General features: G+C 73.3%; 12 protein-coding genes and 1 pseudogene. 8 read left to right on the top strand and 5 right to left on the bottom strand.

Annotated features, from left to right (window positions below):
• Positions 1–123 precede the first annotated feature (123 nt).
• Positions 124–1674 (top strand): sensor histidine kinase, encoded by a 1551-nt coding sequence (locus ACH4ZA_RS33555; RefSeq protein WP_398433032.1) that lies wholly within the window; start codon positions 124–126, stop codon positions 1672–1674.
• A 29-nt stretch (positions 1675–1703) separates the two neighbouring features.
• Positions 1704–2336, top strand: coding sequence for a response regulator transcription factor (locus ACH4ZA_RS33560; RefSeq protein ID WP_319279528.1), 633 nt, complete (start codon positions 1704–1706; stop codon positions 2334–2336).
• A gap of 309 nt (positions 2337–2645) precedes the next feature.
• Here the strand turns inward: ACH4ZA_RS33560 and ACH4ZA_RS33565 are convergent, their stop codons facing one another.
• Positions 2646–3296, bottom strand: a complete 651-nt coding sequence (locus ACH4ZA_RS33565; protein WP_319279512.1) for a class I SAM-dependent methyltransferase — start codon at positions 3294–3296, stop codon at positions 2646–2648.
• A gap of 212 nt (positions 3297–3508) precedes the next feature.
• The gene (locus ACH4ZA_RS33570; RefSeq protein ID WP_319279511.1) at positions 3509–5251 is read right to left on the bottom strand and encodes an MFS transporter; all 1743 of its coding nucleotides are present in this window, start codon (positions 5249–5251) and stop codon (positions 3509–3511) included.
• 263 nt (positions 5252–5514) lie between these two features.
• Between ACH4ZA_RS33570 and ACH4ZA_RS33575 the strand changes: the two genes are divergently transcribed.
• The 6 genes and pseudogenes from ACH4ZA_RS33575 (at position 5515) to ACH4ZA_RS33600 (ending at position 11020) form a co-directional block, all read left to right on the top strand.
• A complete protein-coding gene (locus tag ACH4ZA_RS33575; RefSeq protein WP_398433033.1) occupies positions 5515–6945 on the top strand; it encodes an MFS transporter in 1431 nt (476 codons plus the stop codon).
• A 51-nt stretch (positions 6946–6996) separates the two neighbouring features.
• Positions 6997–7266: pseudogene (locus ACH4ZA_RS33580) on the top strand (sigma factor); the annotation flags it as partial.
• Between the two features lie 223 nt (positions 7267–7489).
• Positions 7490–8461, top strand: coding sequence for an N-acetylmuramoyl-L-alanine amidase (locus ACH4ZA_RS33585; RefSeq protein WP_398433034.1), 972 nt, complete (start codon positions 7490–7492; stop codon positions 8459–8461).
• Positions 8462–8639: 178 nt separating this feature from the next.
• Positions 8640–9464: a DUF5336 domain-containing protein gene (locus tag ACH4ZA_RS33590; RefSeq protein WP_319279509.1), complete on the top strand. Its 825-nt coding sequence runs from the start codon at positions 8640–8642 to the stop codon at positions 9462–9464.
• Between the two features lie 103 nt (positions 9465–9567).
• On the top strand, positions 9568–10578 hold the full coding sequence (locus ACH4ZA_RS33595) for an LLM class F420-dependent oxidoreductase (protein ID WP_319279508.1): 1011 nt from the start codon (positions 9568–9570) through the stop codon (positions 10576–10578).
• 151 nt (positions 10579–10729) lie between these two features.
• Positions 10730–11020, top strand: coding sequence for a hypothetical protein (locus ACH4ZA_RS33600; protein ID WP_319279506.1), 291 nt, complete (start codon positions 10730–10732; stop codon positions 11018–11020).
• A gap of 81 nt (positions 11021–11101) precedes the next feature.
• Here ACH4ZA_RS33600 and ACH4ZA_RS33605 read toward each other — a convergent pair whose 3' ends face one another.
• Genes ACH4ZA_RS33605 through ACH4ZA_RS33615 form a run of 3 tightly spaced genes read right to left on the bottom strand, consistent with a single transcriptional unit; the run spans position 11102 to position 14390 of the window.
• The gene (locus tag ACH4ZA_RS33605; RefSeq protein WP_319279505.1) at positions 11102–12172 is read right to left on the bottom strand and encodes a prenyltransferase; all 1071 of its coding nucleotides are present in this window, start codon (positions 12170–12172) and stop codon (positions 11102–11104) included.
• Positions 12169–12903, bottom strand: a complete 735-nt coding sequence (locus tag ACH4ZA_RS33610) for a class I SAM-dependent methyltransferase (protein WP_398433035.1) — start codon at positions 12901–12903, stop codon at positions 12169–12171. Before ACH4ZA_RS33610 ends, ACH4ZA_RS33605 begins: the two co-directional genes overlap by 4 nt.
• Entirely contained in the window at positions 12897–14390 is a 1494-nt protein-coding gene (locus ACH4ZA_RS33615) for a glycosyltransferase family 4 protein (RefSeq protein ID WP_398433036.1), read from the bottom strand. The genes ACH4ZA_RS33610 and ACH4ZA_RS33615 overlap by 7 nt, the downstream gene beginning before the upstream one ends.
• Between the last annotated feature and the right edge of the window lie 195 nt (positions 14391–14585).

Genomic DNA, 14585 nt, shown 5'->3' on the forward strand with positions numbered 1-14585 from the left:
TTTGTCCCGCACGGGTCCGTACATCCGGCTCTGCCGCGGACGGCCCCGGAAACGTAACGTCGGAGACACGCCGCCCCGGCATGACGGGCGGCCCACGGAAACGACGAACCGGGGGACACCACCATGAGGAGATCACCGGCGCAGTGGCGGAGCGCACTCGGCTGCCGGACGGCGGCCTGGCGCTCGGAACTGCGGACGGGACGCGAGCGGCAACAGCGCTGGAAGGAGGACAAGAACCGCCGCAGGGCCGAGCTGAAGGCCGCCGGCAAGTCCGGGCGGGTCCCGGTCCCCGAGGACCCCGGTCCGCCGGCCAACGGCTTCTCCCTGCTGCCCTGGCTGCTCATGGGGATGGGCGCGCTCTCCCATCTCTTCCAGGGCGAGACGCCCAATCCGTGGATCGGCGGCCTCGGGCTGCTGACGTTCAACTCGCTCTACATCTACGTCGCTTTCCGCGCCTTCGCGAAGGTGACCCGCGACGCGGTGTCCACACGGGTGGCGCTGGTCCTGCTGGCCCTCGTGACCTGTGCCCTCGCCCTCGGCTACGGCGGGAACTGGCTCCTGTTCTTCCCGCTGCTGGGCCTCGCGACGGGCGCGGTCCTGCGCGGACCCCGGCTGCGCGGGCTGGGCACCGCCGCGGCCGTCCTGGCTGGTGCGGTCTCCGTCGTCCACGACAGCTGGGGCAGCGCTCTGACCATCGCCTACGCCACCTGGATCTCGACGATGGTCACGGCCGCGATCCTCTCCCTCTCCGAGGCGGTGCGGGAGCTGCGCGCCGCCCGCGAGGAACTGGCCCGGCGGGCGGTGGAGGAGGAGCGGCTGCGCTTCTCCCGTGACCTGCACGATCTGCTCGGCCACACCCTCTCCGTGATCGTGGTGAAGTCGGAGGCGGCGAGACGGCTGGCGCCACTCGACATGGACGCGGCTCTCTCCCAGGTCACGGACATCGAGGCGGTCGGCCGTCAGGCGCTGACCGAGATCCGCGAGGCGGTCACCGGCTACCGCGAGGGCAGCCTGGCCACCGAGCTGGAGCGGGCCCGCTCGGCCCTGACGGCGGCGGGCGTCGAACCGACGGTGAACCGTTCCGGCCCGCCGCTGGAGCCGCAGACCGCCGCTCTGCTGGGCTGGGTGGTGCGCGAGGCGGTCACCAACGTCGTCCGGCACAGCGGGGCCACCCGGTGTGCGATCACGGTGGCCGGCGGGGCGGACCGGGTGCGGCTGACGGTGACGGACGACGGGGTCGGCCTGGGCGAGGACGAGGGCGTGGAGGACTGCTGCGCTCGCGGCGGCACCGGGCTGACCGGTCTGCGCGAGCGTCTGGCGTCGGCGGGCGGCTCTCTGACGGCGGACCGGGCGCCGGGCGGCGGCTTCCGGGTCACGGCGGAGCTGCCGGCGGACACCAGGGCGGACACGGGCTCCCGGCCGGACATGGGCTCCCGGGCGAACGCCGACTCCCCGGCGAACGCCGACTTCCGGGCGCGCTCCGACTCCCCGGCGCACTCCTCCTTCCCGTCCGGTGCGGACGGCGGCGGGGGCGCGGGCGCGGCGGGGACGGTGTCCGGGGAGGGCGCGGGGACGGTGTCCGGGGAGGGCGCGGAGGCTGCCCGGTCCCGCGTGGCGCCGGAACCCCCGCACGAGGCGCGGTCCGTGGTCGGCGGCCCTAATCTTGGGCCGTGACCGAGATGCCTGGTGGGCCCGTGAACGAGATGCCCCGCGACCGACGCCCCGCCAAGTGCATCCGGGTGCTGCTCGCCGAGGACCAGCAGATGATGCGCGGTGCGCTGGCGCTGCTGCTGGGTCTTGAGGCCGACATCGAGGTGGTCGCGCAGGTCGGCGCGGGCGACCGGATCGTGGAGTCGGCCCTGCTCCACCGCCCGGACGTCGCGCTCCTCGACATCGAGCTGCCCGGCATCAGCGGCCTGGACGCCGCCGCCGAGCTGCGCGAGCAGACGCCCGACTGCCGGGTGCTGATCCTGACCACGTTCGGCCGGCCCGGCTATCTGCGCCGCGCCATGGAGGCGGGCGCCGCCGGGTTCCTGGTGAAGGACGGCCCGGTGGAGGAGCTGGCGGCGGCGATCCGCCGGGTGCTGGCAGGCGAGACGGTCGTGGACCCGGCGCTCGCCGCGGCCGCGCTGGGCGCCGGCCCGAACCCGCTCACCGCCCGCGAGCGGGACGTCCTGAACGCCTCCGTCGACGGTGCGACGGTCGCCGACATCGCCGCCAGGCTGCACCTGTCGGAGTCCACGGTCCGCAACTACCTGTCCTCCGCCATCGGCAAGACGGGCGCCCGCAACCGCATGGAGGCCATGCGCGAGGCCCGGCAACAGGGGTGGCTGTAGAGCGGTCGGCAGAGCCCGTCCGCCTCCGGGCCGACGACGCTGCTTCCGACAGGCGCTTCCGGGACGCACCTTGGCGACCCGGCCGCCCTCCGCGGCCCGGCCCTCCGCGGCCGACTCTGCGCGACCCGGCCCTGCGCGGGCGGGCCCGCCTCCCGGCGGCCGGCCCTCCCCGGATGGGCCGGCCCCACTGGCGACCGGCCCTGCCTAGCGGGCCGGCCTCGTCCCGGACACGGCGCCCACGTCAGGCCCTCGAACCCCGCGCCACGGCTCAGTCCGCCCCCTCCGCCCTCCCCCGCCCCGTGACGGTCCTCAGATCCCCGTGCCGGTCCGTCGCAGCACCCGCAGCGAGCCGGTGTCCGAGACCTCCGTGAAGGCCCCGGACGCCAGGGCGCGCAGGTAGACGCGGTAGGGGGCCTGGCCGGTGAACTCGTCGACCGGGTCGGGGAAGACGTCGTGGATGACGAGGAGCCCGCCCTCCGCGACGTGCGGCGCCCAGCCCTCGTAGTCGGAGGCGGCGTGCTCGTCGGTGTGACCGCCGTCGACGAAGACCAGGCCGAGAGGGGTGTTCCAGAACGCCGCGATCTGCGGCGACCGTCCGACGAGAGCGACGACGTGCTCCTCCAGACCGGCCCGGTGCAGGGTGCGGCGGAAGGCGGGCAGCGTGTCCATGAGGCCGATCTCGGGGTCGACGGTCTCGGGGTCGTGGTACTCCCAGCCGGGCTGCTGCTCCTCGCTGCCCCGGTGGTGGTCGAGGGTGAGGGCGCTGACCCCGGCCCGGCGGGCCGCGTCCGCGAGCAGGATCGCGGAGCGGCCGCAGTAGGTGCCGATCTCCAGCAGCGGCATCCCGAGGGTCCCCGCCTCGACGGCGGCCGCGTACAGCGCGAGCCCCTCGTCGAGCGGCATGAACCCCTTCGCCGCCTCGAACGCGGCCAGGATCTCGGGCTGGGGCACCGCGGGCATGGGGGTCCTTCCGACGGACGTACGACTGAGCGCGCCCATGCTGCCCCACCCCCGGGCGACGCCGACGGCAGGGGTGCCAAAACGCCGGGAACCGCTTCCGTGGCCGCGTCTTCCGGGCACGCGGCGGGGCTCCACGGCCGCACCCCCTGCCGGCCGGCGACAGGGGGTGCGGAAGGTACGTGCCGAGGCGCCGGCGCCCGGGGGCGGAGCGGTCAGGCCTTGACGGTCTCACCCGGGAGGGACAGGTCCAGGTCGACCGGGCGGGCGTCGCCCGCGTGGGTCGCGGAGCTCGCCAGGGGGCCGTGGCCCACGGCCTTCGCGGCGAGGACGTAGGGCCCCTGGGCCGGGACGGCGAGGGCGTAGCTGCCGTCCGGCTCGGAGAGGGTCGCTCCGGCCTGGCGGCCGCCGCGGTCGATGAGGGTGACCCGGGCGCGGGCGACGGGGGCGCCGTGGGCGTCCAGCACGCGGCCGCGGAAGCCCCGCAGGGCCTGCTCGGCGCGCGCCGCCACGGCGTCCTCCTCGCTGCTGGCGCGCAGCTGCGGGGCGTCCGACGGGCGCTGCTGCCGGGGCAGGAACAGGGCGAGGACCAGGCCGACGGCGACGGCGGCGGTGGCGATCAGGAAGGAGACGCGGAAGCCGTGCATGGTGGGCACGGCGACGCCGCCGACGTCGTTCGCGGTGTTGGCCAGCACCATGCCGATGACGGCGCTCGACACCGACGTACCGATGGACCGCATGAGGGTGTTGAGGCCGTTGGCCGCGCCGGTCTCGGAGGCCGGGACCGCGCCGACGATCAGCGCGGGCAGCGAGGAGTAGGCGAGGCCGATGCCCGCGCCGAGGACGACCGCGATGACGAGGCTCTGCCAGGCGGCGCTCATCAGGCCGAGGCCGGCGCCGTAGCCGATCGCGATGATCAGCATGCCGAGGATCAGGGTGACCTTGGGGCCGTACTTGGCGGACAGCCGGGCGTAGACGGGCGCGGTGACCATCATCGTCAGGCCGAGCGGGGCGACGAGCAGGCCGGCGACGACCATCGACTGACCGAGACCGTAGCCGGTGGCCTTCGGCAGCTGGAGCAGCTGCGGCAGGACCAGGGAGACGACGTAGAACGAGACGCCGACCATGATCGAGACCAGGTTGGTGAAGAGGACGGCCGGGCGGGCCGTGGTGCGCAGGTCCACCAGCGGCGCCTTCACCCGCAGTTCCATGACGCCCCACAGGACGAGGACGACGGCCGCCGCGGCGAACAGGCCGAGGGTGGCTCCGGAGGTCCAGCCCCAGTCGCTGCCCTTGGTGATGGGCAGCAGGAACAGCACGAGGCCGGCGGAGAGGCCGATCGCGCCGAGGACGTCGAAGGTGCCTTCCGCGCGCGCCGGGGACTCGGGGACGACGAGGAGGGTGAGGGCGATGGCGAGCGCGCCGAGGGCGGCGGCGCCGTAGAAGAGGGCGTGCCAATCGGCGTGCTGGGCGACCAGGGCCGCGAGCGGCAGGGCGAGGCCGCCGCCGACGCCGATCGAGGAGCTCATGAGGGCCATCGCCGAGCCGAGCTTCTCGCGCGGCAGCATGTCCCGCATCAGACCGATGCCGAGCGGGATCGCGCCCATGGCGAAGCCCTGGAGGGTGCGGCCCGCGATCATGGTGATCAGGTCGCTGGTGAGCGCGCTGACCAGGGCGCCGACGACCATGACGGCGAGGCTGGCGATGAGCAGGCGGCGCTTGCCGTACAGGTCGCCGAGGCGGCCCATGATCGGGGTGGCCACGGCGCCGGAGAGCAGGGTCGAGGTCAGGACCCAGGTGGCGTTGCCGGGCGAGGTGCCGAGCAGCTGGGGCAGGTCCTTGATGACCGGGACGAGCAGGGTCTGCATCACCGCGACCACGATGCCGGCGAAGGCGAGGACCGGGACCACGGCTCCGCTCGTCTCGCGGGTGGGCCGGTCGGTGGTCGTGTGCGTCATGAGGGGGTGCCTCCGGGCGGTGGTTCGGTGATTACATGGGAGCTGAACCTGTATGCACGGGCAACTATTCCGATGCTTCGGCGTACTAACGATTTCTTTGTCTTCTCTTGACCCCGGCCCGGGTCCCCCACTCCACAGCGCGTCCGTTCTGGACTCCGGCTCGGGTCCGCCCTCACTGCGGACCACGTTCGCTCTGGACTGCGGCTCGGGTCCGCGGACCTAGGTCGAAAAACCGATGCAACGGGCACAACCCGGTTGAGACCATGACGCCCATGCTGGAGACCGCCGACACCGCCCGCGCCCGGAGATCCCACACCGCTCCCCCCGCCTGGCTGCTCGTGGCGCTCGCCTGCGCCGGACAGTTCCTCGTCGTGCTCGACATCTCCGTGGTCAACGTGGCGCTGCCGTCGATGCGCGCGGACCTCGGCATGACCTCCTCCGGGCTGCAGTGGGTGGTGAACGCCTACTCCATCGCGTTCGCCGGGTTCATGCTGCTCGGCGGCCGGGCCGGCGACCTGTACGGGCGCAAGCGGATGTTCCTCACCGGCCTCGCCCTGTTCACCCTGGCCTCGCTGGCCGGCGGCCTCGCGCAGAGCGGCTGGCAGCTGCTCCTCGCCCGGGCCGTCCAGGGGCTCGGCGCCGCGGTGCTGGCCCCGGCCACCCTGACGATCGTCACCGCCGCCGTGCCCGAGGGCGCCGCGCGGGCACGGGCCATCGCGACCTGGACGGCGGTGGGCGCGGGCGGCGGGGCCGCGGGCGGGCTCGTCGGCGGGGGCCTCGTCGACCTGCTGTCCTGGCGCTGGGTACTGCTGATCAACGTGCCGGTCGGCGTGCTGGTGCTGCTCGGCTCGCTGCGCTGGCTCGTCGAGAGCCGGGCCGGGGACGGACGGCGCCTCGACCTGCCGGGTGCGCTGCTCGTCACGGCCGGCCTCGCCACCCTGGCCTACGGCATTTCGCAGACCGAGTCCGCGGGATGGACGGCGTCGGCCGCCCTCGTGCCGCTGGCCGCCGGGCTCGCCCTGGTCGCGCTGTTCCTCGTCGTGGAGGCCGGGACGGCGGCTCCGCTGATGCCGCTCGGCCTGTTCCGGCTGCGGACGGTGTCCGCGGCGAACGCCGCCATGTTCGTGAACGGCTCGGCCATGTTCTCGATGTGGTTCTTCATGACCCTTTATCTGCAGAACGCGCTCGGCTACACCCCGCTGGAGGCGGGACTGGCGCTGGTGCCCAGCTCGCTGGCCGTCGTCGCCGGCTCCAAGCTCGCCCCCCGCCTGATGCGCGCCGCCGGGGCCCGCACCGTGGCCGTGCTGGGCACGCTGCTGGCGGCGACCGGCTTCGCCTGGCAGTCGACGATGCAGGTGGACGACGGGTACGTCACCGGGATCATGCTGCCGGGCGTGCTGATGATGCTGGGCGGCGGCCTGGGCACCACCCCGCTCGCCGCACTGGCCACGTCCGGTGCCGCACCGGGCGAGGCCGGACTGGTGTCCGGCCTGGTCAACACCTCCCGCACGATGGGCGGCTCGCTGGGCCTCGCGGTGCTGTCGGCGCTTGCCGCATCGCGCACCGCGGGCCGCGGCGCCCCGGAGGCGCTGACCGAGGGGTACGCCCTGGCGTTCCGCACGGGCACGGGGGTGCTGCTGGCGGGGGCCGTGCTGACGCTGCTGTGGCTGCCGCGGAGAATTCCCGCCCGCTGAGGCAACGATCCGGGCCTCTCATGGCCTCCTTCGAACATCCAGGAGGTGCCCATGGGGGATCGGGAGCAGGACGGGGACACGGCGTTCCAGGCTTTCGTCGTCGGCCGCTGGGCGCGGCTGATGCGCACGGCATCTCTCCTCCTGGGGGAACAGCACGCCGCGGAGGGCCTGGTCCAGTCCACGTTGGAGCAGGTCTACGTCGCCTGGCGCAGAGTCGGCGCGGCGGACGAGCCGGAGGCGTACGTACGGCGCGTGATGATCGACGCGCACGCCCGCAGGCACCGCAGGAAGCTCCGCGAGCTGCTCGCCCCGAGGGACGACGGGCCGGGCCTCGCCCCGCCCGACAGGTGACGTGCACCTGGAAGAACGGCACGAAGACCACCATCAGCAGGGTTGCCGCGGGCGCCGGCGTCCGCGCCGACGCCCCGACCGTCCGCACGGTCGACGACTCCCCGTACAACTGGTTCGCCTGCCTGGCCCCCCGGGGCACCGAGTACGCGTCGGCGGAGGTGACCGGCCAGAAGCGCCCGCTAGGGTGGCGGGCGTGTCGTACCCAGGCCCGCACTCCGACCCCGCCGACCCCTTCGGGCCGTCCGGCTCCTTCGGCTCCCCGCTGCCGCGCCGGTCCCGCCTGCGGCGTCCCCTGACGGTCGCGCTGACGCTGCTGGTGCCCGGGGCACTGCTGGGCTGGCTGGCGTACGGGGTGCTGGGCGACCCGGGCGGCGAGGGCACGGGCGGCGGAGCGGCCGGGGCGGGCGCCTCGTCGAGCGCCCGCGCCACGGTCCCGGCCGGCGGGGACGCGAAGCCGAACACGCTCGCCGCGTCTCCGAGCCGGGCGGCCGCTCCCCTCGCGGGCAAGGTCGTCGTCATCGACCCCGGGCACAACCCCGCCAACGTCGACCACGCCTCCGAGATCAACCGCAAGGTGGACATCGGCACCAACTGGAAGGAGTGCGACACCACGGGCACGTCCACGAACGCCGGCTACAGCGAGGCGAAGTTCACGCTGGACGTGGCGCACCGGCTGCGCGCGCTGCTCCAGGAGCAGGGCGCCACGGTGAAGCTGACGCAGGACGCGGACCGGCCGTTCGGCCCGTGCGTCGACGAGCGCGCCCGGATCGGCAACGCGGCGCACGCCGACGCGGTCGTGTCGATCCACGCGGACGGCGCCGGAGCCGGGCAGCGCGGCTTCCACGTGATCCTGCCGGGGACGGTGCACAAGGGTCTGGCGGACACCCGGACCGTCGTCGGCCCGTCCAGGGAACTGGGAGAGCTGATCGCGGGCGACTTCGCCCGCTCCACGGGCACTTCGCCGTCCAACTACGTCGGCGACGGCACCGGTCTCGTCACGCGTGAGGACCTGGGCGGTCTCAATCTGTCAACGGTTCCCAAGGTGTTCATCGAGTGCGGCAACATGCGCGATACCAAGGACGCGGCACTGCTGACCAGCGGAGCCTGGCGGCAGAAGGCGGCGCAGGGGATCTCTGAGGGAATCGTGAGTTTCCTGCGCGGGTAGTGATCAGGGCGCTGATCCCGGCGGACAGGGCGATCGTGCGGACGATAGTGTCGTTCCTACGATGAGGGGCCACCCCCACGCTTCACACCGGGGCCTGACGGCGACATGGTGACAGCGACGCCTCTACCGCTTTGTGTATGCGTGTACCGACGACGAGACGACAGACGAAGGACCTGAAGTGAATATCCGCTCCCTCACTCGAGGCGACGGCGTGGTGATCGGAGCAGCGGTATTGCTGTTCATCGCGTCGTTCCTGGACAACTACTCGATCGACGGGATCCCCGACAGCTACGATCTGCCGAACCTCTGGGGCAGCGGGCCGGTCCTGTTCAGCGTCGTTCTCGCGGGCGTCATCGGCGCCGCGCTCGTGGTCGTCAGCCGGGCGCTTCCGCAGCCGCCGAAGGTCGCCGGCCTGGAACTGCGCCAGTTCGGTGTGGCCTTCACGGTCTTCGCCGCCTGGAGCGCGCTCGGCAACGTCTTCGACCCGTCCGGCGGTTACGACAACGTCGGCGACAGCTCGAACAGCCCCGACGCCGGCGCCGGTCTGATCCTCGCCCTGGTCGCCACCCTGCTGCTCGCCGCGGCCGCTGTCGCCACCCCGCTCGTCCCGGCCCTGCAGGCCGCTCTCGTCCCGGCGCCCAGGCCGCAGGCCCCGCAGCCGTACGGCGCGCAGCCGCCCGCCGGGTACGGCTACCCGGGCGCCCCGCAGCCGTCGGCGTTCGGCGGTCAGCCGCAGGGGCAGCCCGGCCAGCCGGGTCCGCAGTCGTTCGGCGGTCAGCCTGCTCCGGCGCAGCCGTCCGCCGGGGACTTCTCGCCGTTCTGGTTCGCCGTGCCCGTGCCGCGTCCGCTGTACGCGGAGGACGGCGCGCCGACGCCGATCGCCGAACTGGCTCCCGGCACCTGGTACCTGGCCGTCGAGCAGGGCGCCCAGGGTCTCGTCGCCCAGACGCAGGACGGCCGGCGCGGCGTCCTGCGGGACGCCTCCGGCATCCAGCGCGGCTGAGTCCCGCTCCGCACCACGGTGTGCACGGCCCCTCGCCCTTCCGGGCGGGGGGCCGTTGCCGTACAGTCGCCCTCTCTGTCTGACACACCGTCAGGAGGCGGGCATGCGGCTCGGTCTGGCTCTCGGCTACTGGGGGCGCGGCCCCTCCCCCGACCACGTGGAGCTGGCCCGCGAGGCGGAACGGCTCGGTTACGACTCCGTGTGGACGGCGGAGTCGTGGGGCTCGGACGTCTTCACCCCCCTCACCTGGATCGCCGCCCGGACCTCGACGATCAGGCTGGGCACCGCGGTCGCGCAGATGGCGGCCCGCTCCCCCACCACGACCGCGATGCACGCCCTGACCCTGGACCACCTCTCCGGCGGCCGGATGATGCTCGGGCTGGGGCTGTCCGGCCCGCAGGTCGTCGAGGGCTGGTACGGCCGGCCCTTCCCGAAGTCGCCCCTGACGGCGACCCGGGAGTACGTGGACGTCGTACGGCAGGTGCTGCGGCGCCAGGCGCCCGTGGAACTCGACGGCCGCTTCCACACGCACCCCTACCGCGGCGCCGACGCGACGGGCCTCGGGCGGCCGTTGAAGTCCATCACCCATCCCCTGCGTGCGGACCTGCCGGTGCTGCTCGGCGCGGAAGGACCGAAGAACGTCGCGCAGACGGTCCGCATCGCGGACGGCTGGCTGCCGCTGTACTGGTCGCCGAACCGGCCTGACGCCTACGGGCCGGCGGTGGCGGAGCTCCCGGAGGGCTTCCGGGTCGCCCCGCTGGCGCGGGTCAAGGTCTGCGACGACGTCGGCGAGGGGCTGCTGGGCGTGAAGACCATGCTCGGCTTCTACATCGGCGGCATGGGCCACGCCACCCGCAACTTCCACGCCGACCTGATGGCGCGCATGGGATACGAGGAGGAGGCCCGGCGTGTGCAGGAGCTGTTCCTGGCCGGCCGCCGCGAGGAGGCCGTGCTCGCCGTGCCGGACGCCTTCGCCGACGAGATCTCCCTCGTCGGCCCCCGCGAACGCATCGCCGAGCGACTGGAGTCGTGGCGCAAGGGGCCGGTGACGGATCTGCTGGCGGTCGCCCCGGACCCGACCACCCTGCGGGTGCTGGCGGAACTCAACTCCTGACACGGCCACTTCCAGGGCCTCTTCAGCGCCGGCCCGACGACCTGGCGGCCCACCGGCCTGCCGGTTCTGAAAGTCTGCCGGGTCTGCCGGTCTGACGGTCTGCCGGGCCTGCCCGAGGTTTCATCAGGAATCGAACGGCAATCCGGAGAACATGTCTCGATATCGCAGTGGTTCCAACTCCGCCGGAACGGTCATCGCGGTGGTAGCGGACGTCATGGCCGTCATCCTCGGTCTGTGGATCGTGATGTACCTGCTGGACGCCAACCGGGGCAACGACCTCGTCCAGTTCGTCCATCACGCCGCCAACTGGCTGGCCGGCTGGTCCCGTGACCTCTTCACCTTCGACGAGGCGTGGGCCAGGGTCGTGGCCGGCTACGGTCTGGCGGCGGTGGTGTACCTGTTCGTCGGCCACGCCATCGCGAACCGCGTCCACCGCCACTGACGTCCCCGAGCGCGGTCCTCGGACCGCGCTCCCGGCCCCTCGGGCGCAGCAGCCGGCCACTCGGGTACGGCAGCCCGCCCCTCAGGCGCAGCAGTCCGCTTCGAGTCCCGCCGGCAACTGCTCGCCGCCGAACACGGCGCAGGTGGCCTCGTGGCCGCCGAGGGCCGCGACCGCGAGCAGCAACGACCCCGCGGTCCAGGTGGTGAGCTCCTGGGGCCAGATCGCCTCGTCCTCGAAGACGAACCCGGTCCAGTACAGGCCCGAGTCCGCGTCCCGCAGGTGCTGGATCGACTGCAGGATCTCCAGCGCCCGGTCGGACTCGCCCATCGCCCACAGGGCGAGGGCGAGTTCGGCCGACTCCCCGCCCGTCACCCACGGGTTGGGCACCACGCACCGCACGCCGAGGCCCGGCACCACGAACCGCTCCCACTCGGCCTCGATGCGGGACTTGGCCTCCGCACCGGTCAACGCGCCGCCCAGCACCGGGTAGTACCAGTCCATCGAGTAACGGTCCTTGTCGAGGAACCGCTCGGGGTGCCGTCGTATCGCGTGCCGCAGTGCGCCGGCCGCCAACTCCCAGTCGGGCTGGGCCTCTTCGCGCTGCTCGGCGATGGCGAGCGCGCAGCGCAGCGCCTGGTGGATCGAGGAGGACCCGGTGAGCAGCGCGTCGGCCGTGGGCGTGCCGTCGTCGTCGCGCCGCCAGCCGATCTGCCCGCCCGGCTGCTGGAGCCGCAGCACGTACTCGATCGCCGCGTACACGCTCGGCCACATCCGGTCGAGGAAGGTGTCGTCGCCGGTGGAGAGGTAGTGGTGCCAGACGCCGACGGCTATGTAGGCGACGAAGTTCGTCTCGCGCCCCCGGTCGGTGACGTCGTCGTGGGCGCCGTCGGCGTAGGCGGCGTACCAGGAGCCGTCGTCGTTCTGGTGCCGGGCCAGCCAGGCGTAGGCGCGTGCGGCGGCGTCGTGCTCGCCCGCGGCGTCCAGGGCCATCGCGGCCTCGGTGTGGTCCCAGGGGTCGAGGTGGTGGCCCCTGAACCACGGGATGGCGCCGTCCTCCCGCTGCACGGCGAGGATGCCTGCGACGGTCGCGGCGGCCTGCCCGGCGGTGAGGACCCCGGGCAGGACCAGGTGTTCTGTCCGGGGAGTGGTCACCGCGCGTCCACCGCGGGCAGGTGCGGCTTGGTCGCGTAGGCCACGAAGCTCTTGCCGATCAGCGGGTTGAGGGCCTGCTCGGCGACCCGGGTGGCCAGCGGCTTCTTCATGATGTCCCAGACCAGCAGCTTGTGGTACGCCCGCACCGGCAGCGCCTTGTCGTTGTCGACGCCGAACGCGCACTTCAGCCACCAGTAAGGGGAGTGCAGCGCGTGGGCGTGGTGGGTGCCGTAGGACTGGAGGCCGGCTTCGCGGATCTTCTCGAGGAGTTCGTCCGCCTTGTAGATGCGGATGTGGCCGCCCTCGACCTCGTGGTAGGCGTCGGACAGGGTCCAGCAGACCTTCTCGGGGCCGTAGCGCGGCACGGTGATCGCGATGCGTCCGCCCGGCTTGAGCACGCGCACCATCTCGGCGAGGACGCCCTTGTCGTCCGGTATGTGCTCCATGACCTCGGAGATGATCACGACGTCGAAGGACTCGTCGGGGAAGGGCAGCGCGAGCGCGTCGCCCTCCATGGCGGTGGCGGTGGCGCCTTCGGGGGCCTCGCCGGCCTCCTTCATCGCCGCGAACCACTTGGCGACCTCGCGGATCTCCTCGGCGTTCTGGTCGAGGGCCACGACCTGCGCGCCGCGCCGGTAGCACTCGAAGGCGTGCCGCCCTGCCCCGCAGCCGAGGTCCAGGACTCGGTCGCCCGGGGCGAGCGGGAACCGGGAGAAGTCGACGGTCAGCACGTGGCCCTGCTTTCGCGGTCGGATGCTTCGGATACGACGTCGGCCGTCGCCACGGCCTCGTCGGTCCCGGCGGCCTCGGGAGCTCCCGCGGCGGGCGGGGCCGCGGAGGTCCGGGAGGCGTCGGGGGTTTCGGTGGCGCCGTGAGCGCCGGTGGCGCCGGTGACCGGGGCGACCCGTGCGCGGCCGCCGTCGGCTATCGCCTCGCGGTACCGGGCGACGGTCCCCTCGGCGGCGCGCGCCCAGGTGAACCGCTCCAGCACGCGTTGCCGTCCGGCCGCGCCGAGCCGGGCCCGCAGGGCGGGGTCGCCCAGCAGCCGGCCGAGGCCCGCGGCCAGTGCGCCCGCGTCGCCCGGCGGCACGGCCAGGCAGGTGTCCCCGTCGCGCCCGGCGACCTCGGGGATCGCCCCGCCGGTCGTGGCGAGCAGCGGCGTGCCCGTGGCCATGGCCTCGGCGGCCGGCAGGGAGAAGCCCTCGTACAGGGACGGCACGCAGGCGACCTCGGCCGAGCGCACCAGGTCGACGAGTTCGGCGTCGGAGATGCCCTTGACGAACTCGACCGAGCCTTCGAGGCCGTACCGCTCGATCGCCTGGGCGACCGGCCCCTCCTGCGGGCGCCTGCCGACGACGACGAGGTGGGCGTGCGGGTGCTCGGTGCGCACCTTCGCCAGCGCCTCGACGAGGAAGACCAGGCCCTTGAGCGGGACGTCCGCGCTGGACGTCGTCACGATCCGGCCCGGCACGACGGCCACGGACGGATTCGGCGAGAACAGGTCGGTGTCGGCGCCGATGTGGACGACGTGGATGCGGTCGTCGCGGACGCCGAGGTGGTCGGCGATCTCCTGCCGGGAGGTGCCGGAGACGGTGAGGACGGACGGCAGGCGGCGCGCCACGCGCTTCTGCATCCGGGTGAACCCGTACCAGCGGCGCACCGAGAGGCGTCGCCGGCGTCCTTCGGCGGCGTCCAGCTCCAACTGCCGGTCGACGGTGATGGGGTGGTGGATGGTGGTGACCAGCGGTGCGCCGACGTCGCCCAGCAGTCCGTAGCCGAGGGTCTGGTTGTCGTGCACGACGTCGAACTCCCCGCTGCGGGCACGCAGATGGCGGCGGGCGCGCAGGGAGAACGTCAGCGGCTCGGGGAACCCGCCCGTCCACATCGTCGCCACTTCGAGGGCGTCGATCCAGTCGCGGTACTCGCCGCGTCCGGGCGTGCGGAAGGGGTCGGGCTGGCGGTAGAGGTCGAGGCTGGGCAGCTCGGTGAGGGTGAGGCGGTCCTCGTGTCCGGGGTCGAGCACCGGGTAGGGCTGGGAGCCGATCACCTCGACGCTGTGCCCGAGGCGGGCGAGCTCCCTCGACAGATGCCGTACGTAGACGCCCTGCCCCCCGCAGAACGGGTTCCCCTTGTACGTGAGGAGTGCGATCTTGAGCGGTCGCTCGCCGTCGGAAGCACGGTCACGCCGGGACCCCGCCTGACTGGCCTCAGCGGTCACTCCGGGCCCCCTTCTGCCTGCATGGTCCCGCGAGACTACGACGGGACGCTAATCTAGAACAAGTTTCAGACTTGATCGTTCGGGAGGCTCTGAATCTACCGGCAGGTAGGAGCGCTGAGGGCAGCGGATCAGGTGATTCACGCCACGACCGGCAGGGGCCGGCCGCTCTGCCGAGTCGCATGATCACCGCCCCCT

The organism is Streptomyces sp. NPDC020597 (genome assembly GCF_044335095.1).
Classification (GTDB): domain Bacteria; phylum Actinomycetota; class Actinomycetes; order Streptomycetales; family Streptomycetaceae; genus Streptomyces.